The organism is Veillonella tobetsuensis (genome assembly GCF_002959935.1).
Lineage (GTDB): Bacteria > Bacillota > Negativicutes > Veillonellales > Veillonellaceae > Veillonella > Veillonella tobetsuensis.
Genome location: NZ_PPDF01000004.1, coordinates 48,590 through 72,375 on the forward strand (window position 1 = coordinate 48,590; position 23,786 = coordinate 72,375).

A 23,786-nucleotide genomic window follows, 5' to 3' on the forward strand; every position below is an offset into this window, starting at 1 on the left:
AAAAAATAGTTAAATTTAGTATAATAATTTTATGTATTCTATTGTAAAAGGAGGGATCGTTATGAAAAAGATCTTATTAGCCTTCGCTGCGTTAACAGCTTTGGGCGTTACTTCTGTAATGGCGGCCCCTGTATCATACCAAAGTGTATTAACAGGTAAAGTTGCCTCTACTGTTGCTGTTGGAACTTCTGTTACAGAAGGTCAAACACTAGTGACTGTAGAAACATTGGCAGGTCCTATGGCAGCAGCTAAATCCACAGTGAATGGCACTGTGACTGCAGTTGATGTCACAGTAGGTTCGGATATTTCTCGTGATCAAGTCGTTGTCACTGTAGAAAGCAAATAAAGGAGATAGGAATGAAGTTTTCTCATTCTTGGCGTCGGTATAGAAAAACGATACTGGCGCTTTTCTTCTGTAGTGCTCTATCATCCGCACAGGCAGTAGATTTTATGCCTGTTCAAGATGTACAGACTGGTATGGAAGGTATAGCAAAAACAGTAATAGTAGGGGATACCATATCTAACTTTGATGTCAAGGTATTAGGGGTCATGAAGGATAAAGGCCCATCGGGACATTTGATTTTAGCAAAATTCTCTGGTCCTGTTATGGAACAGACTGGAGGTATTGCACATGGTATGAGTGGTAGTCCAGTATATATAAATGGGAAACTCGTAGGTGCCGTAGCGTATGGTTGGGGCTTTGCTGATGGCACAATCGGCATGATTACACCTATTGAAGATATGGTGAAATTATGGAATATACCATACGAAAAGAATTTGACTAACACATGGTCTGATAAACAATTAATTCCCATGAAAACACCATTGATGGCATATGGCTTTGATAAGATGGCTATGGATTATTTTAAATCCAAATTGCCACAATATAATTATGAGACCTATGACACTGCTAGCTCTAGTAGTGATGATATTGAAAAACCATTAGAAGCTGGTGGCTCTGTAGCAGCATTACTCGTTGATGGCGATTTAAAATTAGGGGCTATTGGCACTGTTACCTATGTTGATGGAAAACAGATGGTGGCCTTTGGTCATCCGTTTTTAAAGCATGGTTCTGCTAATTACTTTATGCATAATGCAAGTATTTTTACCGTTGTTAAAAGTTATGAATCTGCTTTTAAACTAGGTTCTATGGGTCGTGAAGTGGGCACTGTTACAGAGGATCGTGGTGCAGGTATCGCTGGTGTTTCAGGAACTATTTCAAGCGGTATTCCTGTACGTTTCCATCTTAAGGATATCGACATGGGACGCGATAAGCGCTCTAATGTAAAGGTCATTGAAGATAAAGAGATGACCCCTACCTTGGCGGCTACAGCATTATATAATATGCTGAATAAAACCTTGGATCGTAGTGGTGAAGGGACTGCTAAAATTACCTATACCATTACACCAAAAAATAAGGAACAAAAGCCATTAACGCGGACGAATATGTTCTATAGTTCTGACTCGATTAGTGAAAAAACTGTTGATGAATTTTACAATGTTATCGATGTACTTATGAATAACCGTTTTATTAACTATGAAATCACAGATATTAATGTTGAAACAGAGATTACACAAGATAAGAAAACCGCGAAACTGGTAGATGCATCAGCATCATCGACCATCGTATCACCTGGTGATACAATAGTAGTTGATGTTACATTGGAACCTTATCGTGGGGAAAAAATTAACAAAGAGGTATTCTTTGTGGTACCAAAAGATCAACCACTCGGTAAATACACCTTAGAGGTTCGTGGTGGCGGTGAAATCCCACTACCATATATTTTGGAAAAACAAAAATACAATTTAACCGATGAAATATTGCGTCGTTTAAAAGTTTACAAAGATTTTGATGATTTGTTTGATGAATTACAAAAGACAGATACAAATAATCAGATCGTTGTAGAGATTTTGGAAGATGGCATTAGCCTTGTCAACGAAGAAGCGTCTACTAAATCCGTGAAAAAGGCAAAACTTCAAGGTGTTGAAGATAAGCCAAGTCCGGGAGACGTTAAAAAGAAAAAAGATAACGAAGACCTTGGGGATGGCAAGGATGATGATAAGAAAAACGATAAAACTGCTGTAGACACAGAGTATATCGTGCAAGGTGATGGTCAATTTACTATTCATGTTATGAGCGTTAAAGATCGTGATAAAGCACTGGCTAAACGCGCTAAAGAACAAGTTAAGATGGAACATAAGTTGGAATTAGAAGATCAAAGTAATAAAAAAACTACTAAATCTTCTCAATCTACAAAGGATAAACCAGCGAAAGAAAAACCTTCAAAGGAAGATCCATCTAGTAATAAACCATCTACAGACAAACCTGCTAATGATTCATCAGAACAAGAGGCATAGGAATTAAAAATAAGAAAGGGGGACTGTTGTGAATTGGCTTGAGTCGATAGGCCGTAATGTGATAACGGGGCTATCTAATGTGGGAACGGCCATGTTACTTATATGGCAAACCATAAAACAATTAAAAATGCTTAATATATGGCATGTTCTACAGCAAATGGCTCATTTAGGTGTAGATTCATTGCCTATCATTAGTCTTACCTTGTTATTTGCCGGCGGTGTAATGACACTACAAATTACTGATGTTCTTATTACATATGGAGCACAAAGTACGGTTGGTGGTCTTATGGCGGTAGCTATGGGACGTGAACTAGGACCAATTCTTGTAGGTGTTGTATTAGCTGGTCGTGTGGGGGCAGCTATTACAGCAGAGATTGGAACCATGAAGGTAACAGAACAAATCGATGCATTGCGTGTTATGGCTGTAGATCCAATCGGCTACCTAGTGGTACCCCGTGTTGTAGCTTGTATGATTATGGTGCCAATCCTTGCCTTTTACGGTGTTGCAATTGGTATTGCAGGGGGGTATTTTGTAGCTACAGCTATAAAAGGGTTAGCCCCTGCTACATATTTAGATTCGATACAGATTTTTTCAACTGTTTCTGATTTTACATTAGGCTTAATTAAATCTAGTGTTTTTGGGGCGGTTATTGCTCTTGTAGGTGCTTACAAGGGGATGCATACCAAGATGGGGGCAGAGGCGGTAGGTTTTTCTACTACTAGTTCTGTTGTGACTAGTATCATATTGGTGTTTGTATTAAACTATTTTCTATCGACACTACTCTTTTAATCGATTATCTCAAACGAGGGCTATATGATTGAATTACGTGATGTAGTTGTAGCATATGATACACGGGTGATATTAGATTCTGTAAATTTAACTATTCAAGATGGAGAAACACTCGTTATTTTAGGCGGTAGTGGTAGTGGTAAAAGTACCCTATTGCGTCTACTCATAGGTTTACAACGACCAACATCAGGCCAAATTATTGTTGATGGTGTAGATGTCACTACATTATCAGAGGAAGAATTTAATAAGGTACGCCAGAAGATGGGCATGGTATTTCAATATTCCGCACTTTTTGACTCTATGTCGGTAGGCGAGAATGTAGCTTTTGGTCTCAGAGAGCATACGACATTAAGTGATGATGAAATTATGCGAATTGTTAGTGAAAGACTCGGATGGGTTGGGCTAAGCGGATATGAATCCTATATGCCTAATGAGTTATCAGGGGGGATGAAAAAGCGCGTCAGCCTAGCTCGTGCGATTGCCCTTGACCCAACGCTTATCTTGTATGATGAGCCATCATCAGGCTTAGATCCTATTACATCTGGTACAATTAGCATGCTTATACGAGGTATGCAAGAACGTTTAGGATGTACATCTATTGTTGTCACCCATGATATGCAATCGGCTTTTTATGTAGCTGATCGCATAGCATTACTTGATAAAGGACAGTTTATTGAGGTATCAAAAACAGAGGACTTTAAACATTCACCTAATCCTAAGGTGCAACAATTTATTCATGGTGAAGCGGAGGCTATTGATATCGTAACAAGGAGAGACATATAATGAAGTGGACGACGGAAGCTAAAGTAGGGGCTTTCACAATTGTAGGGATTGTGTTGTTTATAATGGGCATCCTATTTGTAGGGCGCGTTGATATATTTACAAAACCACAAATGACAATAACAGGGGATTTTGCTCAGGTAAATGGTCTAAAGAATGGTAATCAGGTTAAATTTTCCGGTGTTGCTATCGGTAGCGTTTCCGATATCGAGATTACTCCTTCTGGCGTTGTGGTAAAGATGAAAATCGATGAGAAGACACAAATACCAAGTGACTCAAGGTTTACCTTGGGATCTGACGGATTTTTAGGCGATAAGTATATTCAAATCTCACCAGGTAAATCTACTGTATATTTACAAAATGGAGATTCTGTTAAGGGTGAAGGCGTTGATGCGATGGACCAAGCCATGCAAAGTGCTCAAAAATTAATGGACGGTACAGAGCAAATGCTACAATCCATCAACAATATAATTGGAGACCCTAAAACGCAAGATGCGTTAAAGCATTCTTTGCAATCTACAGCTATTATGGCTGATAATGCGGTAGCAATGACACAGAATATGGCGGATGTAACAGCTCAGTTAAACCAAGCGGCTCAACAATTCAATGCCGATGGCAATGCTGGGGAGGATATGCGTCAAATTCTAACAAATATAAAACAAACTACAGAGCGTGTAGATAATATGGCTCGCTCTATGGAAGGCACTGTTACAGATTCTAAAGCACAAGAGAATTTAAAAGAAACGTTGCATAATACGGCGCAAATTTCTGCGCGTGTCAATAAATTGATGGGTGGTAAGGCATATCAATCCGATGCAACATATAGTGGCTCGGAGGTAAATACAGCTGAAAAAAAGTCATCTATTAAAGTAGAACCTTCGGTGGATTTGCTTTATAATACAAACAAAGATGAAGTTCGTGTCAATGGTCGTGCCCGTATTTACACAGACAAAGGAATGGGCGAGTTTGGACTTTCCAATATTGGCGATGACACTAAATTTGATCTAAATGGTGGCAAATATTTTGCTTCTAAATGGTTAGTACGAGGTGGTATTTTTGAAAGCAAGCTCGGATTTGGCATAGACTATAATCCTCGTGGGCCTTTTGCTATATCTGCTGCTATGTATGACTTAAATCATCCTAAATATCGACTTCGCTCTGATATACGCTTACATAATAATACATATGGTGTTGTGCAGATGACACGTCCATTTGGTTCTTCCAATGGTGGCACCTATTTTGGTATTAAACAAGTCTTTTAAAACACATATTGTGTGGAGGTATACGTATGAATAAGAAGGCCTTTTCTTTAGCCGTAATATTATCTATGGCTACAACAGGTGCATTCGCAAGTGACGTTGTTTCTACATCTGTCAATAACGGTGATAAACTCACTAAACTTCAAAAAGAAGCCATTCAATTAACTCAAAAACAATTAGCCCAAAAATCAGTACAAGATGCACAACGCTATGAATCCTCTATTTCTTTAAATGAAGAAAGTACTGTTGATTTAGCATTGGCGAACAATCGTACTGCTAAGCAAACTATGTGGAGCTATCAGGCAGCAAAAGCAGCCGTAAGTACAGCTGCTGCTAGTAAAAATCCATCTCTTGCCTATAGTTGGGGCGGCAAACGCTCTGGTGGCGATGCAGGTAGTAGTAAAAATGGTAATCATAACTTTACGATTTCTGCGCCTGTATTTAGTCCGTCTTTAGATGCTAGTATTGATGCTTCTAGATATACGCGTGAAGGCGCTGGTGCTGCATATGAAGAATCTTTACAACAAGCTAAATACGATGCTATTAATGCTTATTACTCCTTGATTATGTATCGTAATAAGACTGCTGTAGCAAGACAAGCTGTTAAGGATTATCAAGGTCATGTAGATAATGTTAAAGCTCAATATAATGTGGGTTTAGTAGCGAATTCTGATGTATTAGGCGCAGATACAAGCTTGGCAGATGCTCAAACTAGTCTTGTAAAAGCTATGAATGCAGCTGATTTAGCAGAAGCTAGCTTGAATCAAGTGATTGCATATCCTGTACAAACAGCTATTACTACGGCAGAAGAAAGTTTACAATATAAACCATACGATGTGTCTTTAGAACAAGCTAAAGCGTATGCGATGCTTCATCGTTCTGCATTAGTTCAATCTGCTATGACAGTTAAGGCGGCAGAAGAAAACTTAAAAGCTGCAAAATCTGGTTACTTACCAACGATAGGTGTAGAAGCTGGCCGAGGTTATACTGATCTAAATGGGTACTTTGGTACCGATGTTAAATCCTGGCATGTCAGTGCATCTGCAACTTGGAAACTCTGGGATGGTGGTGCTACACAAAATAAAATCAAAGGTGCTTATGCAGATTTAGAAAAAGCTAAAGAAGCTAATTTGGCAACTGTAGATAAGGTAAATCTTGCAGTGCAACAGGCTTATTTAAATTTACGCACTGCAGAACAAACAATTCAAAGTACACAAACTGCTGTTAATGAAGGACAAGAAAACTTCCGTATTGCATTACTTCGTTATAGAGCAGGGGTAGGCACTAACCTTGATGTACTTGATGCGGAATTAAAATTAACACAAGCACGTAATAATTATGTTGATGCTCTTTATAGCTATAATGTAAGTGTTTCTGCTCTTGAACAAGCTACAGGTGTCCCTGTTGATACTCCAGTTGGTCAAGGTGCAGTTATTATCGCTAATAGTGGTGCAGAAGCACAACTAGCAGCTTTAAGTGCTAGTGCAAAAAAATAAAACTCAAAAGAATGGCGATTGCTTAGGCAGTCGTCATTTTTTATGGATATAGACATTTAAGATATTTATATTTCATAAAATTTATGCATCATATACTATTGTAATATTATTGTTTATGGTAAGATTGATGTATAAATTATCGTATTTTTTTAGGTGTGGGGTTTCCTATGACAAGGAAAAAATGGTGCCTTATTGGTGCAGCTGTTTTAGGTCTGGGCGTAGCAGGAGTGACTACGACAATCAATCCTATTGCACAACAATATGTAGCACCCATGGTACAGGAACAACTACATAAAACAGTAAGAGGCACCATCCAATACGAATCTATGCATATAGCATGGAATGGAGATGTGGAACTACAGAATGTTACAGTTCGAGATGAACAAAATCATTTGGTCGCAACCGTTCCAACAATGGCAGTGTCTTTGAAATGGATATCAATACCATCTATTCTACAAGGGTCTTCTCAGGGATCCGCTATCGTGTCCACAATTACTATGGAACGACCTGAGGTTCACGTATGGCAATTAGCCGATGGAACTTGGAATGTAAATTCTTTGGTTGTGTCGACGCCTAAGGGTAATAAGAAATCCTTTGATGGGAACATTGTTGTTAATGATGCTACAGGTATCATTCGATTTAAGGATGGTAATGTACATAGACTTACAAAATTGGATGGCAATGTTGCGTTGAATTTAGATGGTATGTCAAAAGGGGCTTTGAATGGTTTGCTTGATAATCATTCCTTTGCTCTTAATGGTTCTGTAGATATGAATAAAACAGAGGATTTTGATCTTTTCGTACAAGCGGATATGGTTGATATCTCTGGCTTTATGAATCTTGTGCCAATAAAGAAAAATATATCTATATCTAAGGGTATATTGCATGATGTGAAAACCCAAATTAAAGGGCGAGATGGGGCCTATACGATGGCGGGAAACCTCTCATTTGATGGTGTTAACGGATCCTATAAAGATGGAGCATCTACGTATACGATTACCGAAGGGAATGGACGTATATTTTTCCAAAATAAAAATATCTTAATCAGCCAAAGTAAATGGAATGTAAACAATCAAGCTGTAAAACTTAACGGTTTGGTGACATTAGATGATGAAGTAGGATTAAATCTTAACGCTGTAGCAGATTCTGTAGCATTAGAGGCTTTCACGGAAAATCAAATTAGTGGTACTGTTGGCGGACGTGTTCATATTGGTGGTACTAGTGTTGACCCTTATGTGTCTGGCACTATTAAGAGTAGTGGTTTTTCTTATGGGGACTACCATATTGATAGTGGAGATGCAAATATTGCTTATTATGATAGTACATTAGATATCCGTGATGCTACATTATATGTTGGTCGCGGTAGTGTAAAAGCTAAGGGTCAATATAATTTTGATAGTGGTGATTTTTTTGTGGATAGCACCATTCACGATGCAGAAATTGCTTCATTTACACAGAATTTATCGTATCCTGTATCTGGTGTGATGAATGGTAGAGTTCTTGTTAATGGTAAAAATAGCATTATTACTGTTATAGAAGGCGATGTTAGAGGTTCTAATATCGTTTCCAGTGGTGTTGCAGTGGACTCAGCGCAGGCTACGTTCCGTAAGTCCGGCAATCACACTGATGTGGCTGTTGTTGGTGATATGGGAAATGGTAAGATTAGTGGCTATGGCACTATAGAAGGAAATCAGTTAAATTTATCTTTATCCGCAGATTCCATTGATGTAACTAGCTTTAATGGTTTTATTGGAAATGATTTAGCTGGCACGCTTACGGGCCATGCACTTGTAACTGGAGATATAGATAATGTATCGGTAGAGGGGCGCATTACTAGTCCTGAAATAATTTATGATGGCAGTCGTTTGAACTCGATTAATGCGGGCTTTACAATAAAAGACCATGTTTTAGATTTGCAAGATGCCTCTATTGGTGATGGCGATGGTGCTTTCACAGTTAATGGTACTTTGAATTTGAAATCTAAAGCTTTATCTATGCGTGCCCGTGCAAAGGCCGTTCGCATAGAAAATCTTATTAGGCCATTTAGCAATATACCGATTACAGGCTGGTTTGAATCTGAAAATGATATTCACGGCACCTTAGATAATCCATACATTCAAGGTCATTCTCGTTTATATGATGGTTCGTATAATGGCAAATTAATTAGTGACGCTAATTTTGACTATACATTAAAAGATAAGGTACTTACTCTATCAAACTTTACCGTTCAAGGTTATGGTGCTGTTATTCGTGGCTCTGGCACCGCATCAGAGTCAGTCTTAGATATTAATTTAAACGGTAAGGATATAGATGTAGGTCGCTTGTTAGTTAATACAGATTATAATGTGAAAGGTTATGTACAAGCAAAAGGCCATATTGGCGGTTCCTTATATAATCCTAATTTTAATGGAACTGTAACTTCTAATCTGCTCGTAATTAATGGAGAGGGGATTAGCAATGTAGATGGCACGATTTATGCGGATAAGACCGTTATCAATTTAGAAAACTTTGGTTTTGATGAAGAAAATGGTGGCCGATATATGGCACGGGCAGGTATGTCGCTCGTAGGGGATAAGCGTCTTTTCGGAACTTTGCAAATTACCAATGGTCGTGTATCCAATCTTTTGGCATTACTTGGTAAACCAGTAGATACATTAGATGGTTCTTTGAGCGGAACCGTTGATTTAGGTGGTACTTATAATAATCCGAACATTAATGTAGTAGGTTCTATCAACAATGTATCTATAGATGACAAAGTGGTAGGAGATGCAAAAGTTGATGTAGCTTTAGAAAATCGTAAATTTAAAATTCGTACATTAAAGTTACCTGTTGATGATGGTCTTGTTGCAGCGGGCGGTACAATTGATTTGGATGGCGATGCAGATTTACAAATTGCTGTTCGCGATGTTGATATCAAGCCATTCTTGCCTCTTATCGGTAAGGATATTAAAGCTACTGGTTCCGTTACAGGCGTTATTAATATGACAGGAGCTACGAAAAATCCTAAGGTTGAACTCTCTGCAAGTTTAGCGAACGGATCTTATAATGGGATTGACATAGATCAAGGCTTTGTATTGGCTACCATGCAAGATCATGTTATCAATGTCCAACGTATTCAAGGTGCAAAAGGGGATTATAAGCTAAGTGTTTATGGAAGAATCCCGCTAGCTGCTTTATATACTACAGGATATCTTGATGCTAATGATTCTAAAGCTATGGATATGACTGTTGATTTTAATGAAGCAGGTATGGCTGTTATCCCACTCGTTACTGATACTGTTCAAGATGCAACAGGTGCGCTGAAAGGTGTCGTTCATATAACCGGAACTCTAGACCAACCACAGGCGTATGGTACTGTATCTGTTCGAAACGGTACCATGAAGATTAAGAGCCTTGGCAATGATATTAAAAATATTGATGGCGATTTGATTTTCTCAGGTCAACAAGGTGACTTCCAGTCTCGTATATCTATGGGGAAAGGTTCTGCAGGGTTAGCGGCTAAGATTAACTGGACAGGACATACGATGACTAGCTATCGTATGGCGGCTCAGTTAGAAGGACTTAATATAGCGAATGAATATGTTGATGGACCTTTAAACGGTGAACTCTACATATCAGAAAAAGATGGAATTCCAACACTTATGGGGAATTTAAATTTAGAGAATATTAAATTTAAGATTCCATTGGCTCTTGAGTCTAGTGAAAGTACTCGTAATATAGGGATTGATGTTAATGTTCACGCTGGTAAAAATGTGCGTCTCTATGACAAAACCTTGTATAATATGCAAATTAAAGGAGATGTTCATTTTGGAGGCTCTGTTTTCGAACCTTCTGCTAGTGGTCAGTTTAATGTAGTGAGTGGTACCTTTAAATATCTAAGTCATACTTTTGATATTAATAAGGGGACCGCTACCTTTGCAACAGGGTCTTACTTGCCGATGCTTCAAATTGAAGCCGATACAAATGTGGGGAACTATAATATTAGCCTGGGTGTAAAAGGCACTGTGGACCATATGGACTTAACGCTTAAGTCAGAACCAGCACTATCACGGAAACAAATCATTTCCATGTTAACCTTTGGTCGTGGCGAGCCTTCGAATAGTAGTACTATTACAAATGAAGATGCGAATGCTTTGGCTGTGGCTAGTGCGCAAATGTTTGCTTTTGGCTATGTACAAGATGCAGTGCAAAATGTATTGGGCCTAGATCGTGTGAATATTACAACAGGATCGATTGATCCTAATGAACCGACTAGTAAGGAAACTGCGGGAAATTATAACATTGAAATTGGCAAGTATGTATTGCCAAGAACGATGATTACCTATACACAGGGAATCAATAATAAGCAAAACAAATATGGTATTGAATATTCGTTAAGACGAAGTGTTAAATTTAATGCTTGGCATACATCACAGGGTAGTACATACATTGGTGGTCGTTGGACACGCGAGTTTTAACAATGATGACTATAATGGAGAAACTTAATAAGGGCCTTCATTATAGTCATTTTAATTTCATAAAATTGAATTATAGTAGTACTAATTCCCAGTATTATATGATATAATAATAAAGATTTAATACTCTTTAAGAGGGATAGTTTAGGAGGATTTTATGTTAACAAGCAAAGCCTATAAACGTATGCTCGCAGCATCCGTGTTGACTGCCGTTATGGGTACTGGCAGTGTTTTTGCTGCGGAAGTGCAAACGGGCTATACACCAGTTATGAATGCATCCACTACTGCAGATGCAGCGACTACTGAAGATACAACAACAAAAGCAGCTGTATATAATGCAGGTACTGAAAAAGGTGCTAATACACAAGATGATACTGATGCGGCTATTTTAGCAGCTCGTGGTGATACTACATTATCTTCTGATGGTACCGTAGTACAAGGTTCCGATGGTACTGTAACTGTTAATAATGCAGCGTTAAAGACTGATGATAAACAAGTTAAAATGATATCCAAAACAACAGCCGGTACAGATTTGGATAAGGTTGCTGAAAATGGTCAAGCACAAGCTGTGACATCTATTGAAGCACAATTTGTTTCATCTGCTAGTGCAGAAACTGTAAATCCATATGTAGGTAAAACAATTACAGGGCTTTCTGTTTCTGGCGTATCTCCTGAGTATGCTGCTCAATTAATGACCTTGCTTTCTGAAAGAGTAGGCGATGCTGTTTCTGTTGATGGCGTTTTTAAAGATATACAAAGCTTGGGTAATAGTGGTTATCTTTCTGAAGTTAATCCTATCTTCACAACGGTTCCAGAAGGCGTAAAAATCGACTTTGCTGTTGTAACTAATCCTGTAGTAAGCGGCGTTGTATTCGAAGGTAATTCCGTTTATACATCTCAAGTATTGACTAACTATATGGCGATTCCTGAAGGTCAAATCATGAACTCCGTATATGTAGGTCAAAAAATTCAAGGTATTAATGCAGCTTATGCTCGTGATGGCTATATGTTAGCTCATGTAGATGGCATTGCTGTAGATGATAATGGCATGATTCATGTTCATATCGTAGAAGGCATTGTTGAAGCGATTGTACCAGCAGGTAACAAAAAAACTCGCGATAAGGTTATTACTCGTGAATTCGTACAAAAAACTGGTAAACCATTCAATAAATTCTTGGTGCGTCGTTCCGTAGAACGCGTATATAACTTAGGTTTCTTTGATGATGTAAACGTACGTATGTTGCCAGGTGATAAAAATCCTAACAATGTAATCATCGAAATCGACGTATTAGAACATAAAACTGGTACTATTACATTAGGTGCTGGTTACTCTAAAGCTGATGGCTTGATGGGTATCATTGAGTTTGGTGAAGAAAACCTTCGTGGTACTGGAGACAAATTCAAAGTTCATTGGGAAATCGGTGGTAAGAAAAAATATAAAAACTATCAAGTTTCTTACTTGAAACCTTGGATTGACCATAGAGGCACATCTCTTGGTTTCTCCTTCTTCAACCGTGAAGACGAATATACTGATTACAACAGTGATGGTAGTGAAGTTGCAGAATACAATAAAAAATCTAGAGGCTTCAATATCTCCTTTGGTCGTCAAACAGGTGAATATACACGTGATTACTTAACATTAGAATCTCGCAAGGATACTTATAGATTTGATCCTGATGAAAATTCTAACAGCTTGTATCGCTATGATATGGATGGTACTTATGTACCAAATAATGGTATTGATTTCAAAGGTATGAATTATGTTGGTAAAAACTTTGGTACTATTAACTCCATTACATGGCAAAAGGTATACGATTCCCGTGATAACATTTATGAACCAACTCGTGGTCGTCGTATTTCCTACACTGCACAATGGGCTGGTCATGGCTTAGGCGGTGACTTTGATTTCTATAAATTCACAGCTGAAATGCGTGCATACAAAAAAATCGGTTCCAAAAATGTATTAGCATTCCGCGCACGTGGTGGCTTTATCCAAGGTGATGCACCTTATAGCCAATTATTCACATTAGGTGGCGCAGATACATTACGTGGTTATGAAGATGATCAATTCCGCGGTAAGAATATGTATAATGCGACATTGGAATTCCGCTTCCCTATCGTTAAAAAGGTAAGTGGCGCATTATTTACAGATATCGGTGATGCATGGGATGCACCAAATGTTCCATGGTATAAAAACACTAAGAGCTTCAACTATGGCGTTGGTGCCGGTGTTCGTATTACTACACCAATCGGTCCAGTTAAACTTGACTATGGTGTTGGTAAAGATAAGAAGAAATTCCACTTCAGTTTTGGTACACAATTCTAATATTGAGACATATTATGGTGAAAGCACCTTCCTTAGAGGGGGCTTTCACCAATATCTCTATTATGGCACTCGTAGTGCTTACATTAACAGAAATGAGGAATGTTCATTATGATGAGAATGATGAATAACAAGACGAATGTGAAAATATTCTCTATTGTTATTGCTGCAGTTTTTATTATTGGTATTGGTGCATTGGCGTATACACAAATGGCCACACCAGGCAGCAGCGCTGCTAGTAATGTTGGTATTATCGACATGAGTCGATTAGATAATCCGGAAAATCCTGTATATGTGAAGGCCGCAAAGGAATTTACTGATTATCGCAGTCAAGTAGCAGCTGATATGCAAGCAAAGGTAGATGCCGCTCAAGATGATGCGACTAAAGCAAAAATCAAACAAGAAGCACAAGCTAATGTAGAAAAGAAAATGGAAGAAATGAATAAACAGATGGCTAATAAAACAATGGAAGCTGCTAAATCTGTTGGTGATGCTAAAGGTTTATCCGTTGTTCTTCCTAAAGAAGCTGTTCTTTATGGTGGCGTAGATATTACAGATCAAGTACTTAAGAAACTTGCATCAGATGCAAAATAATAACGATACAGTAGTAATCGGATAAGGGTGAGCAGTATGGGGCTAAAAAAACGGTACATAGGATTATTTCTGTTTTTAGTAGCTGCACTGATTGCAATGTATGGAGCCTATGGATTTATTACTAATCGACAATCTTCGAATGGACCGTCTATTGGGGTGGTACAAATTGAAGATGTATTAGAGTTTAATCCGTCTTATGAAGATTATAAGCTTGCAAAGCAAGAGTTAGAACAATTAAGGACTCAATATGCTTTGGAACAAGAGGCATTAAACACTAAATCTGAGATGCAGGAAGAACAACTAAAATCATTGTCTCTAGATACAACTTTGTCGGACGCATTGAATGTGGAATTGCAAACACGTATTGCAACGAAACAAAATCAACTTAATGCACAGCTCGATGCAAAACGGGCTGAGTTAGTTAAGAAATATATGGAAGAACTTAAGTATTCTAACAAGGGTTATGACTTGGAAATCGTAAACTTGCAATTGCAGTTATATGCTTTTGAAAGTCGGATTTTTATTGATGAGGCTCAAAAAGAGGCTGCACTAAGTCAAAAAGCTAAAATAGAAAACCGTCTTCAAGAGTTATTGGCTCAACGCAAACCGTCAAATTTTGATCTAGATTCGATACGATCTAAAGTAGATGCAGAATTAAAACCTATCCGTGATGCGGGGGAACGAGAATTAAAGCAGTATGCAGAGTCTGTACAGGCTGAATTAGCTAAAAAACGTGATACAATGATGCAAAATCAAGCAAAGGCTATTGTGTCATCTAATAAATTGCCAGTTCCTCAAGAGTGGAATGATAGTTGGGCTAAAAAATTGTCAGATAAAGAGGCAGAAGTAAATGCACTGCATGAAGCGATTTTAGAGGATGTGCGTATGCGTGTTGCTATTATTGCTCAGGAACGTCATTTAGATCTCGTTTTGATTGATCATGGTGGAAATATCAAGGGACTTGATATAACGGATGCTGTCAAAGCATCGTATCGGGTTCAGTAAGGAGTATATGATGAATAAAAAAGTAAAATCTTTAATTTTAGGTGCTACAATGATTATGGCACTACCAATTATCGGTGGCTGTGGTGGCAACAACATCGGCTATGTAGATTCTCAAAAAATTATGACGCAAACATCTAAGTCTATTGAAATTAATAAAGAAATCAATGCAAAAGGCAAAGAACTACAAGCTAAGGTTGATGCTGCTGATGCAGAAGCTAAATTGCAAGTTATGACTGAAGCAAAGCAAGATTTTGATGCTTTCAGTGCATCTAAAACTCAAGAGTTGAAACAATATGTGGATCAACAAGTCAATGAATTAGCAAAAGAAAAAAAATTAGATGTAGTACTACTTAAAGGTGCAGTTATTGGTGGTGGCGTAGATGTAACCGATGATTTAATTAATAAAATGGGGAAAGCATCTGATGAGGATATTAAAGCCGCTGAAGCAGAAGTGAACGCACAAGACGCTCAGCAAGGTGAAACTCAACAAGCTCAACCAGCTGAAGCAGCAACAGCACAATAGTCATTAATACTTGGGGGGACTTAATCGTGGAAAAGACTATACGAGAGCTAGCACAATTGATCGGTGGTAAGGTAATCGGTGATGATTCTGTTGTTATTACAGAAACTCGTGGTTTTGAACAAGCTGCTCCACAATCTATTACCTTTGCTATTGGCGAATACGTAGAACATATTCATTTATGTAAGGCGGGTGCTATCATTCTCGAAGCCGAAGTGACTAATGCACCGATGCCACAAATCATTGTAGATAATGCAAAAGCCGCATTTGCGCAGGTGTTACAATTATTCCATCCACCTGTAATAGTGCCTCGTGAGGTACATCCTACAGCGATTATTGGAGAAAATGTTACATTGGGGAATAATGTTGCTATAGGTGCTTATTGTGTAATCAATGATAATGCTGTAATTGGTGATAATGTAACAATTCGTCCGTACGTTTATATTGGTCATAATACTCGTATTGGTAATGATTGTGATATTTATGCCGGTGCCATCGTTCATGAAAATTGTGTGCTAGGCAATCGCGTTGTATTACGCGCGAAAGCTGTAATCGGTGGTGAAGGCTTTGGATTTGCTACTGAAAATGGTGTTCATACACATATTCCACAAGTGGGAAATGTTATTTTAGAAGACGATGTAGAGATTGGCTCTTGTACGACTATTGATAATGCTACAATGGGATCTACACTTGTTCGTAAAGGTACTAAAATCGATAATTTAGTTCACTTAGGTCATAATGTTGAAATTGGTGAAAACTGTTTCCTCATTGCACAAGTTGGCATTGCAGGTAGTACAAAATGTGGTAATAATGTAATTTTTGCAGGACAAACTGGTTGTACAGGTCATATTACAATTGGTGATAATGCAAAATTTGCTGGTAAAACTGGCATTACTGGTAATGTACCAGCGGATGCAGTTATGGCTGGCTATCCAATGCGTCCTCATAAGGAATGGTTAAAACTGTCTGCATATGAACATCGTTTGCCAGAGATGGTAAAAACTGTAAAACAGTTGCAGAAAGAAATCGATGCTTTAAAAGCGCAGCTTAAGGAGAGCTAATACATCTATGTATAGGTTTATGAAGTTATTCAGTGCATTTATTTGTATGTTGCCGCATAGTATACAATATGCTATAGGTGCATTACTTGGTGAAATTGCATGGCTTGTTGTTCCACCAAAGCGAAAGCGGTTAGCTATCGGTCAGATTTTATTTTGTAAAATCACTGATGATCCAGTAGAAGCAAAACGTATTGCCAAGGCAAGTACGACACGTTTTGGTCGTATGATTATAGACGTATTACGCTACCCTGAAATCAAAGATGGCGATTATCGAGATATGGTTACTTTTATAAATCGTGAAATACTCGATGAAGCTTTGGCTGATGGCAAAGGTGCTATTTTGGCAGCTGTTCATAGTGGCAACTGGGAGCTACTTGGTGGCGTATTAGCGTCTGAAGGGTATCCTCTTATTTCGGTGGCTATGAAGCAGAATGGTGATGCGGATAAGTTTATCAATGAATATCGCGAAATTATGCATCAACATGTGATGTACAAAACTAGTGTACGCGATATGGTGAAAGCTTTAAAAAATGGAGCCTTCTTAGGGTTGATTATGGATCAGGATCCCGGTGAAGACGGTGTGTTGGTACCGTTTTTTGGGTATGAAACACTTACTGCAGATGGCCCCGCTGTTTTAGGGCGCATGCAGGAGGTGCCTATCATTTTTGTTACCATGCATTATAGTCCATATTCTGGTAAGCATGAAATCGAAGTGCATCAACCTTTATATGTTGAAAAAACAGATGATAAAAAGCGAGATATTGCAGTTACAACGATTATGCTCAATGAATTTATTGAGGATTACATTCGACGTTATCCGGAAGATTGGTTCTGGTTACACAATCGTTGGAAATGGACTCGCCGATATTATGGTGAAAAAATAGAAACTCCTCCAGATGTATTTCATTAAAAAAATATAAAAAGTATAATCGGCGTTGCAGATGTTTTTTAATAAAGATTTGCAACGCCGAATTTTTGTGCTCTCTTAGTTGATAAGTGGTCTTATATTCTTGTAACAGCTATGCAAATAGGGTATAATACAGTATGGTGTATAGTAAACATGGAATTAGATTATGAAAGGACAATCTTATGAGTAAGCCACAACAAACAATTAAACAGGCTGTTTCATATAAGGGAATTGGCCTTCATAGCGGAGAGCCTGTAACCATGGTTTTTAAACCAGCACCTGAAAATACAGGAATTGTGTTTGTGCGCTCTGATATTGAGGGAAACCCTTCTGTACGAGCACACATTAATAATGTGACGAACACTATGCGCGCTACTACTTTGGAAAATGGGGAAGCAAAGGTTTTTACCGTTGAGCATGTAATGGCCGCATTCAGTGCTATGAATATTGATAACTGTTTTATTGAAATGGACTCACCAGAACCTCCTGTAGGTGACGGGAGTAGTGCAGTATTTGTTGATTTAATTCTTCAAGCGGGGATTGAGCAGCAACAAGCTGAGCGTCGTGTGTATAAGGTTATGCGGAGTCACTCAGTGTATGATGGGGATAGGTTTATTCTTATTGTACCTTATGATGGATATCGAGTTACCTTTACATCTATTAATCCACATCCATTACTAGGAACACAACATTGTGATTTTGATGTAACACCTGATTACTTCAAAGAACATATTGGTTCAGCTAGAACCATAGGTTTTCTAAAGGAATTAGATCAATTGAAGGCGATGGGATTAGCTAAGGGTGGTAGTACTGATAATGCACTTGTGTATGATGATGAAACTTGCTTATCAGTGCCTCGTTTTGATGATGAATTGGTACGTCATAAAGCTCTTGATGTCATAGGAGACTTATACTTGTTAGGTCCTATTGAGGGGCATGTAATTGCGTTGAAATCGAGCCATGAGCTTAATTCTCGTTTGGCTCGTAGTATAATGGAAGAAATAAGGGAGACACAGCAATGATTCTTAACCACGAAGATATTTTAGAAATTTTACCACATCGTTATCCTATGCTTTTGGTGGATCGTATTATCGAATTAGAACCGATGAAACGTGCTGTGGGTATTAAAAATGCTACATTTAATGAATTATTCTTTCAAGGTCATTTCCCAGGCAATCCGGTTATGCCAGGCGTATTGCTAACTGAAGCAATTGCTCAAGTGGGTGGGATTGCACTATTGTATCCGGAAGAAAATCGTGGATTAACACCTATGTTTACAGGTATTGATAAGGTTCGTTTCCGTCATCCTGTAAAACCTGGTGATGTTGTACGTATGGAAGTTGACATCGTAAAGATTAAAGGCCGTATGGGTAAGGTTGAAGGTCGCGCTTATGTAGGCGATAAACTTTGTGCTAGCGGTGAATACATGTTTGCCCTCGTATAATAGACTTAAGGAGTGATTATAGTGATAGTTGTAGGCATGGAAAATGCGGAATCCAACATTCATAACACTGCCATAGTGCATCCGAATGCTAAACTGGGTAAAGATGTTATCATTGGTCCTGGTGCCGTCATTGGGGAAAATGTAGAAATAGGGGATGGCACTCAGATTGGTGCGAATGTTGTTATTGGTGGTTGGACGACTATAGGTAAACGCTGTGAGATTTATCCGGGCGCATCTATTGGTTTAGAACCGCAAGATTTAAAATTTAAAGGCGAAAAGAGTTATTGCTATATTGGTGATGAAACGGTTATCCGTGAATGTGTTACGATTAGTCGTGCGACTGGAGAAGGCGAAGAAACTCGCGTAGGCAATAATTGTTTATTACAAGCATGTACGCATGTAGCCCATAATTGTATTGTGGGGAACAATGTAATTATGAGTAACTGTGCAGGTTTAGCAGGTCATGCTATCGTTGAAGACCGCGTTGTTATAGGTGGTCTTGCTGGTGTTCATCAATTTGTTAAAATTGGGCGTAATGCAATGGTTGGTGGTATGGCTAAAGTTGTACAAGATATTCCGCCTTATGTCATTGCAGATGGTCAGCCAGCTCGCGTTATTGGCTTGAATTCTGTGGGGCTATCTCGTGCAGGTATTTCAGAAGAGGTGCGTCGTAACTTGAAACAAGCATTCCGTATCATTTATCGCTCTGGATTTAGTTTGTCTAGAGCAATCGAAGAAATGGAAATGCAGCTCGATTCCTCTGTGGAAATTGAAAATCTATTACGTTTCTTGCGCAATGCTGATCGTGGCATCATGCGTACGCGACGCGATTAATAAGAAACTCTACATTATGATTATATAATGTAGAGTTTTTTTGTGTTATTTTATACTCTTTTTAAAGGTCGGTTTTAAGGGGGAAAGATAGGAAAATACTGTATTTTAAAAGCTAGAAATACACTGAAATTATAGTAAAAATACGTGATTTATAGTACAATATATTGTATATGAGTGTGTCTTAAAAAATATACTTACAATAAATGATTTAGAGAATTGTTGTGGACCGTTTGCGGCTTCACATAGGAGGTATAGTCGTGGCAAAGGTAGGTTTAATTGCAGGTATTGGCGTTTTACCTGTTGAGTTCATGCGTGCTGCTCATATGTTGGGGCATCAAGTAGTAGTCATCGGTGTTGTGCCGGATACTGATCCAATATTAGAACAAGAAGCAGATGTCTTTTACCATATTGGCGTAGCTAAGCTGGGTAAGATCTTTAAGACCCTAAAAAAAGAGGGTGTTACGGAAATAACCATGCTTGGCAAGGTAACAAAGGAAATTTTATATAAAGGTTTAACATTTCCAGATTTAAAAACATTAGGCGTACTTAAACGGTTGAAAAATCGTAAAGATGATACGATTATGCTCGCCATTGTTGATGAGATTGAGCGGGAAGGATTTACCGTACTAGATCAAACGGTATATATGAAACCTTTTATGCCAAAGGTGGGGGTATTAACAAAACAACAACCAACAGAAGAACAGTGGCAAGATATATGCTTTGGTTTTGAATTAGCAAAGCATATGGGGGCTCTTGATATTGGGCAAACCGTTGTAGTAAAGAATAAGGCAGCCATGGCTATTGAAGCAATAGAGGGGACAGATAAATGCATCCTTAGAGGTGGAGAACTTGGTAGAGGAGAGGCTGTTGTTGTGAAAACAGAAAAACCAAATCAAGATGTTCGTTTCGATGTTCCTGCTGTTGGTATTAAAACATTGATGTCTATGATTGACAGTGGGTGTAAGGTTCTTGCCGTAGAGGCTGAAAAAACGATATTTGTACAACAATCAAACGTACTCGATATGGCAAATCGCCATAACATTGTAATTTGTGCTGTAGACCAAGCATTTGTAGATGCTAGAAAGGATCAATGATGAAAATTATGTTTTCTGCTGGCGAAGCGTCCGGTGATACCCACGGCGCTAGCGTAGCCAAAGCGCTTTCACAACTCGATTCCAGTGTCGAAATGTTCGGTATGGGCGGCACCTTGATGGAACAAGCCGGTGTTCGTATCGTTTATGATATTAAAAATCTTGGCGTTATTGGTATTGTAGAAATCATAAAATCATTACCAAAGTTCTTTAAATTACGGAGCTTTTTAAAGGAAATCATGATAAAAGAAAAACCAGATGTTCTGGTTTGTATTGATTATCCGGGTTTTAATATGAAGTTGGCCGAGGTAGCTCATCAATTGGGAATCCCTGTGCTATACTATATAGCTCCTACAATTTGGGCATGGCACAGTAGTCGTGGTAAGACAATTAAGAAGTTTGTTACAAAGGTAGCTTCAATTTTTCCTTTTGAAGCTGAAGCATACCGCAAGTTTAATTGTGATGTAGAATTTGTAGGTCATCCATTAGTAGATATTGTGCATCCTACAATGACTAAAGCAGAAGCCATGGAATATTTTGGGGCTCGACCTGAAGCTAAACGTATTTTATTGATGCCTGGTAGTCGTAAACAAGAGGTGCTATCACTATTAGATGTGATGCTTGAAAGTGGAGAATGCTTAATGCAGTCCCATGAAGATGTTCAGTTCTTTTTACCTCGTGCACATACGATTGACCGTAGTGAATTAGAGGCTTTTATCAAGGAACGAAAGGTTCCTGTAACAATCACAGAGAATCATACTTATGATTTAATGCAAATCTGTGATGTATGTTTAGCTGCATCGGGGACGGCTACTTTAGAAACGGCTATGATGGAGTTGCCTACAGTATTGTTGTATAAGGTGTCACCTATTACATATGGTATTGGTAAAATGGTCGTAAATATTACACATGTAGGTTTACCAAATATTGTGGCAGGGAAGGAAGTCATACCTGAACTACTACAAGGCGATGTTTCTGTCGATGCTATAGTAAACACAGTGTTACCTTTGTTAGATGATTTACATATAAACCAAAGTATGCGCACAGAATTGCGTGGCGTAAAGGAAAAACTAGGTGAGTCGGGAGCTGTCAATCGCGTGGCTCAATTGATTTACGACTTAGGTAAGGAGAGAATTAATGAATAGTTACTCACGTTTGTTGTACTTTGTGAGACCCTATTATAAGCGAATGATATTTGCTGTCTTTTGCATGATTGTGGCTGCTGCAGCATATTTAGTAGTACCTTGGCTCATTAAAAATGTGGTGGACCAAGTATTGCAAGATAAAAATATGTTTATGCTAAATCTCATCGTAGGGGCCATCATTTTGATATTTTTAATTCGTGGCTTTGCTACATATGGTCAAACCTACAATATGTCTTATATTGGCCAACGGGTTATTATCGATGTGCGTGAAGCAATCTTTAAACATCTACAACGATTGTCTTTGTCATATTTCGACCGTCGTAAAACGGGCGTTATCATGAGTAATCTCACAAATGACGTAGCTGCATTGCAATCGGCTGTGGTAGATAATTTGATTTCTCTCATCACGGAATCTGTAACCTTAATTGGTTCTTTGGTTTCCATGTTGTTAATCGATTGGAAATTGACTTTGGTTACATTTATAACAGTTCCAATGGTATTGATTATAATCAATGTATTTGGTAAAAGATTACGTTTAGCAGGACATGATGTGCAAGGACGTATAGCTGATATTACAGCTCTCCTACAAGAGGTTATTTCTGCTATTCGCGTTGTGAAATCATTTGCTCGTGAAGGCTTTGAGATTAATCGTTTTGAAGTTGAAAATCAGCGTAACTTTGATGCTGTAATTAAAGCTACTAAATTGACGAGTTTATTAAGTCCAATGGTTGAGTTCTCTGCAGCGATTGCAGTGGCTGTAATTCTTTGGTATGGTGGCTATTCCGTAGTTACAGGCACGATTACAGCAGGTTCTTTGATTGCGTTCTTAATTTATGCTATTAATTTATCAAACCCTGTTAAGCGTTTGAGTCAAGTGTATGGAAACATTCAAAAAGCATTGGCTGCAGCTGATCGCGTATTTGATATTCTCGATACAAAGGCTGATGTAGTAGAAAAAGAAAATGCAATTACTTTACCAGATATTAAAGGGGATGTGGAATTTCAACATGTCGATTTTTCCTATGATGGTGAAAAAATGGCGTTATGTGATTTTAATTTATCCGTTAAGGCTGGTGAAAGTGTTGCCTTGGTAGGCCCATCTGGTGCTGGTAAAACAACATTAGCCAATTTGTTGCCTCGATTCTATGATGTTACTGGCGGCTCTATTACCATCGATGGTACGGATATTAAAGATGTAACCTTTGCTTCATTGCGTAACCAAATTGGTTTAGTACCGCAAGAAACCGTTTTATTTAACGCATCCATAAAAGAAAATATCTTGTATGGCCGCTTAGATGCCACTGAAGAAGAAGTTTATGAAGCAGCTAAAGCAGCAAATGTCTTAGAATTTGTTGATAAGATGCCAGATGGTCTAGATACTATCGTAGGTGAACGAGGAAGCTCTCTATCTGGTGGTCAACGTCAACGCGTTGCTATTGCACGAGCTATTTTGAAAAATCCTAAGATTCTGATTCTCGATGAAGCCACATCGGCACTTGATACAGAAAGTGAAAAACTTGTACAAGAAGCACTGGATCGCTTAATGGAAGGGCGTACAGCATTCGTAATTGCTCATCGCCTAAGCACTGTACAAAATGCGCATCAAATCGTTGTGTTAAATCAAGGCAAATTGGTAGAAAAAGGGACACACCAAGAATTGTTAGCCTTGGAAGGTGGTTTATATAACCATCTTTATTCCGTTCAGTTCTCTAATAAAGGATAAAC

The 23,786-nt window shown here is 38.4% G+C and carries 19 protein-coding genes; all 19 read left to right on the forward strand.

What is annotated here, in order from left to right; translation table 11 throughout:
* Nucleotides 1-61: 61 nt before the first annotated feature.
* The gene (locus VTHSUH11_RS01440) at nucleotides 62-346 is read left to right on the forward strand and encodes a biotin/lipoyl-containing protein (protein ID WP_059361689.1); all 285 of its coding nucleotides are present in this window, start codon (nucleotides 62-64) and stop codon (nucleotides 344-346) included.
* A gap of 11 nt (nucleotides 347-357) precedes the next feature.
* Nucleotides 358-2,358, forward strand: coding sequence for a SpoIVB peptidase S55 domain-containing protein (locus VTHSUH11_RS01445; RefSeq protein WP_105092377.1), 2,001 nt, complete (start codon nucleotides 358-360; stop codon nucleotides 2,356-2,358).
* Between the two features lie 28 nt (nucleotides 2,359-2,386).
* Complete coding sequence (locus tag VTHSUH11_RS01450; RefSeq protein WP_105092378.1) at nucleotides 2,387-3,148, forward strand: MlaE family ABC transporter permease; 762 nt, start codon at nucleotides 2,387-2,389, stop codon at nucleotides 3,146-3,148.
* Nucleotides 3,149-3,172: 24 nt separating this feature from the next.
* On the forward strand, nucleotides 3,173-3,931 hold the full coding sequence (locus tag VTHSUH11_RS01455) for an ABC transporter ATP-binding protein (RefSeq protein WP_059361692.1): 759 nt from the start codon (nucleotides 3,173-3,175) through the stop codon (nucleotides 3,929-3,931).
* Nucleotides 3,931-5,190: an MlaD family protein gene (locus VTHSUH11_RS01460; protein WP_105092379.1), complete on the forward strand. Its 1,260-nt coding sequence runs from the start codon at nucleotides 3,931-3,933 to the stop codon at nucleotides 5,188-5,190. The genes VTHSUH11_RS01455 and VTHSUH11_RS01460 overlap by 1 nt, the downstream gene beginning before the upstream one ends.
* Nucleotides 5,191-5,216: 26 nt before the next feature.
* Nucleotides 5,217-6,683, forward strand: coding sequence for a TolC family protein (locus VTHSUH11_RS01465; RefSeq protein ID WP_105092380.1), 1,467 nt, complete (start codon nucleotides 5,217-5,219; stop codon nucleotides 6,681-6,683).
* Between the two features lie 167 nt (nucleotides 6,684-6,850).
* Nucleotides 6,851-11,140, forward strand: coding sequence for a translocation/assembly module TamB domain-containing protein (locus VTHSUH11_RS01470; protein WP_105092381.1), 4,290 nt, complete (start codon nucleotides 6,851-6,853; stop codon nucleotides 11,138-11,140).
* Nucleotides 11,141-11,294: 154 nt separating this feature from the next.
* Entirely contained in the window at nucleotides 11,295-13,463 is a 2,169-nt protein-coding gene (locus tag VTHSUH11_RS01475; protein ID WP_105092382.1) for a BamA/OMP85 family outer membrane protein, read from the forward strand.
* Nucleotides 13,464-13,571: 108 nt separating this feature from the next.
* Nucleotides 13,572-14,054 (forward strand): OmpH/Skp family outer membrane protein, encoded by a 483-nt coding sequence (locus tag VTHSUH11_RS01480; protein ID WP_059361697.1) that lies wholly within the window; start codon nucleotides 13,572-13,574, stop codon nucleotides 14,052-14,054.
* A gap of 36 nt (nucleotides 14,055-14,090) precedes the next feature.
* The gene (locus VTHSUH11_RS01485; protein ID WP_105092383.1) at nucleotides 14,091-15,059 is read left to right on the forward strand and encodes a coiled-coil domain-containing protein; all 969 of its coding nucleotides are present in this window, start codon (nucleotides 14,091-14,093) and stop codon (nucleotides 15,057-15,059) included.
* A 10-nt stretch (nucleotides 15,060-15,069) separates the two neighbouring features.
* On the forward strand, nucleotides 15,070-15,582 hold the full coding sequence (locus VTHSUH11_RS01490; protein WP_059361699.1) for an OmpH/Skp family outer membrane protein: 513 nt from the start codon (nucleotides 15,070-15,072) through the stop codon (nucleotides 15,580-15,582).
* Between the two features lie 26 nt (nucleotides 15,583-15,608).
* Nucleotides 15,609-16,640, forward strand: a complete 1,032-nt coding sequence (gene lpxD, locus VTHSUH11_RS01495; protein WP_059361700.1) for a UDP-3-O-(3-hydroxymyristoyl)glucosamine N-acyltransferase — start codon at nucleotides 15,609-15,611, stop codon at nucleotides 16,638-16,640.
* A 7-nt stretch (nucleotides 16,641-16,647) separates the two neighbouring features.
* Nucleotides 16,648-17,550, forward strand: coding sequence for a lysophospholipid acyltransferase family protein (locus VTHSUH11_RS01500; RefSeq protein WP_105092384.1), 903 nt, complete (start codon nucleotides 16,648-16,650; stop codon nucleotides 17,548-17,550).
* 179 nt (nucleotides 17,551-17,729) lie between these two features.
* On the forward strand, nucleotides 17,730-18,569 hold the full coding sequence (lpxC, locus tag VTHSUH11_RS01505; protein WP_105092385.1) for a UDP-3-O-acyl-N-acetylglucosamine deacetylase: 840 nt from the start codon (nucleotides 17,730-17,732) through the stop codon (nucleotides 18,567-18,569).
* Nucleotides 18,566-18,991 (forward strand): 3-hydroxyacyl-ACP dehydratase FabZ, encoded by a 426-nt coding sequence (gene fabZ, locus VTHSUH11_RS01510; RefSeq protein WP_005376579.1) that lies wholly within the window; start codon nucleotides 18,566-18,568, stop codon nucleotides 18,989-18,991. Before lpxC ends, fabZ begins: the two co-directional genes overlap by 4 nt.
* Before the next feature lie 21 nt (nucleotides 18,992-19,012).
* Nucleotides 19,013-19,825, forward strand: coding sequence for an acyl-ACP--UDP-N-acetylglucosamine O-acyltransferase (lpxA, locus tag VTHSUH11_RS01515; protein WP_082161450.1), 813 nt, complete (start codon nucleotides 19,013-19,015; stop codon nucleotides 19,823-19,825).
* A gap of 257 nt (nucleotides 19,826-20,082) precedes the next feature.
* The gene (locus VTHSUH11_RS01520) at nucleotides 20,083-20,919 is read left to right on the forward strand and encodes an LpxI family protein (protein WP_105092386.1); all 837 of its coding nucleotides are present in this window, start codon (nucleotides 20,083-20,085) and stop codon (nucleotides 20,917-20,919) included.
* Nucleotides 20,919-22,061: a lipid-A-disaccharide synthase gene (lpxB, locus tag VTHSUH11_RS01525; RefSeq protein WP_105092387.1), complete on the forward strand. Its 1,143-nt coding sequence runs from the start codon at nucleotides 20,919-20,921 to the stop codon at nucleotides 22,059-22,061. Before VTHSUH11_RS01520 ends, lpxB begins: the two co-directional genes overlap by 1 nt.
* Nucleotides 22,054-23,784: an ABC transporter ATP-binding protein gene (locus VTHSUH11_RS01530; RefSeq protein WP_059361705.1), complete on the forward strand. Its 1,731-nt coding sequence runs from the start codon at nucleotides 22,054-22,056 to the stop codon at nucleotides 23,782-23,784. The genes lpxB and VTHSUH11_RS01530 overlap by 8 nt, the downstream gene beginning before the upstream one ends.
* Nucleotides 23,785-23,786: the final 2 nt, after the last annotated feature.

Excerpts from the sequence above, each read along its gene's own strand:
- VTHSUH11_RS01485 (WP_105092383.1), top strand. The coding sequence starts at position 14,091 with ATGGGGCTAAAAAAACGGTACATAGGATTATTTCTGTTTTTAGTAGCT.
- VTHSUH11_RS01530 (WP_059361705.1), top strand. The coding sequence starts at position 22,054 with ATGAATAGTTACTCACGTTTGTTGTACTTTGTGAGACCCTATTATAAG.
- VTHSUH11_RS01470 (WP_105092381.1), top strand. The coding sequence starts at position 6,851 with ATGACAAGGAAAAAATGGTGCCTTATTGGTGCAGCTGTTTTAGGTCTG.
- VTHSUH11_RS01490 (WP_059361699.1), top strand. The coding sequence starts at position 15,070 with ATGAATAAAAAAGTAAAATCTTTAATTTTAGGTGCTACAATGATTATG.
- VTHSUH11_RS01500 (WP_105092384.1), top strand. The coding sequence starts at position 16,648 with ATGTATAGGTTTATGAAGTTATTCAGTGCATTTATTTGTATGTTGCCG.
- lpxC (WP_105092385.1), top strand. The coding sequence starts at position 17,730 with ATGAGTAAGCCACAACAAACAATTAAACAGGCTGTTTCATATAAGGGA.
- VTHSUH11_RS01460 (WP_105092379.1), top strand. The coding sequence starts at position 3,931 with ATGAAGTGGACGACGGAAGCTAAAGTAGGGGCTTTCACAATTGTAGGG.
- lpxB (WP_105092387.1), top strand. The coding sequence starts at position 20,919 with ATGAAAATTATGTTTTCTGCTGGCGAAGCGTCCGGTGATACCCACGGC.
- VTHSUH11_RS01465 (WP_105092380.1), top strand. The coding sequence starts at position 5,217 with ATGAATAAGAAGGCCTTTTCTTTAGCCGTAATATTATCTATGGCTACA.
- VTHSUH11_RS01480 (WP_059361697.1), top strand. The coding sequence starts at position 13,572 with ATGATGAGAATGATGAATAACAAGACGAATGTGAAAATATTCTCTATT.
- fabZ (WP_005376579.1), top strand. The coding sequence starts at position 18,566 with ATGATTCTTAACCACGAAGATATTTTAGAAATTTTACCACATCGTTAT.
- VTHSUH11_RS01440 (WP_059361689.1), top strand. The coding sequence starts at position 62 with ATGAAAAAGATCTTATTAGCCTTCGCTGCGTTAACAGCTTTGGGCGTT.
- VTHSUH11_RS01475 (WP_105092382.1), top strand. The coding sequence starts at position 11,295 with ATGTTAACAAGCAAAGCCTATAAACGTATGCTCGCAGCATCCGTGTTG.
- VTHSUH11_RS01455 (WP_059361692.1), top strand. The coding sequence starts at position 3,173 with ATGATTGAATTACGTGATGTAGTTGTAGCATATGATACACGGGTGATA.
- VTHSUH11_RS01445 (WP_105092377.1), top strand. The coding sequence starts at position 358 with ATGAAGTTTTCTCATTCTTGGCGTCGGTATAGAAAAACGATACTGGCG.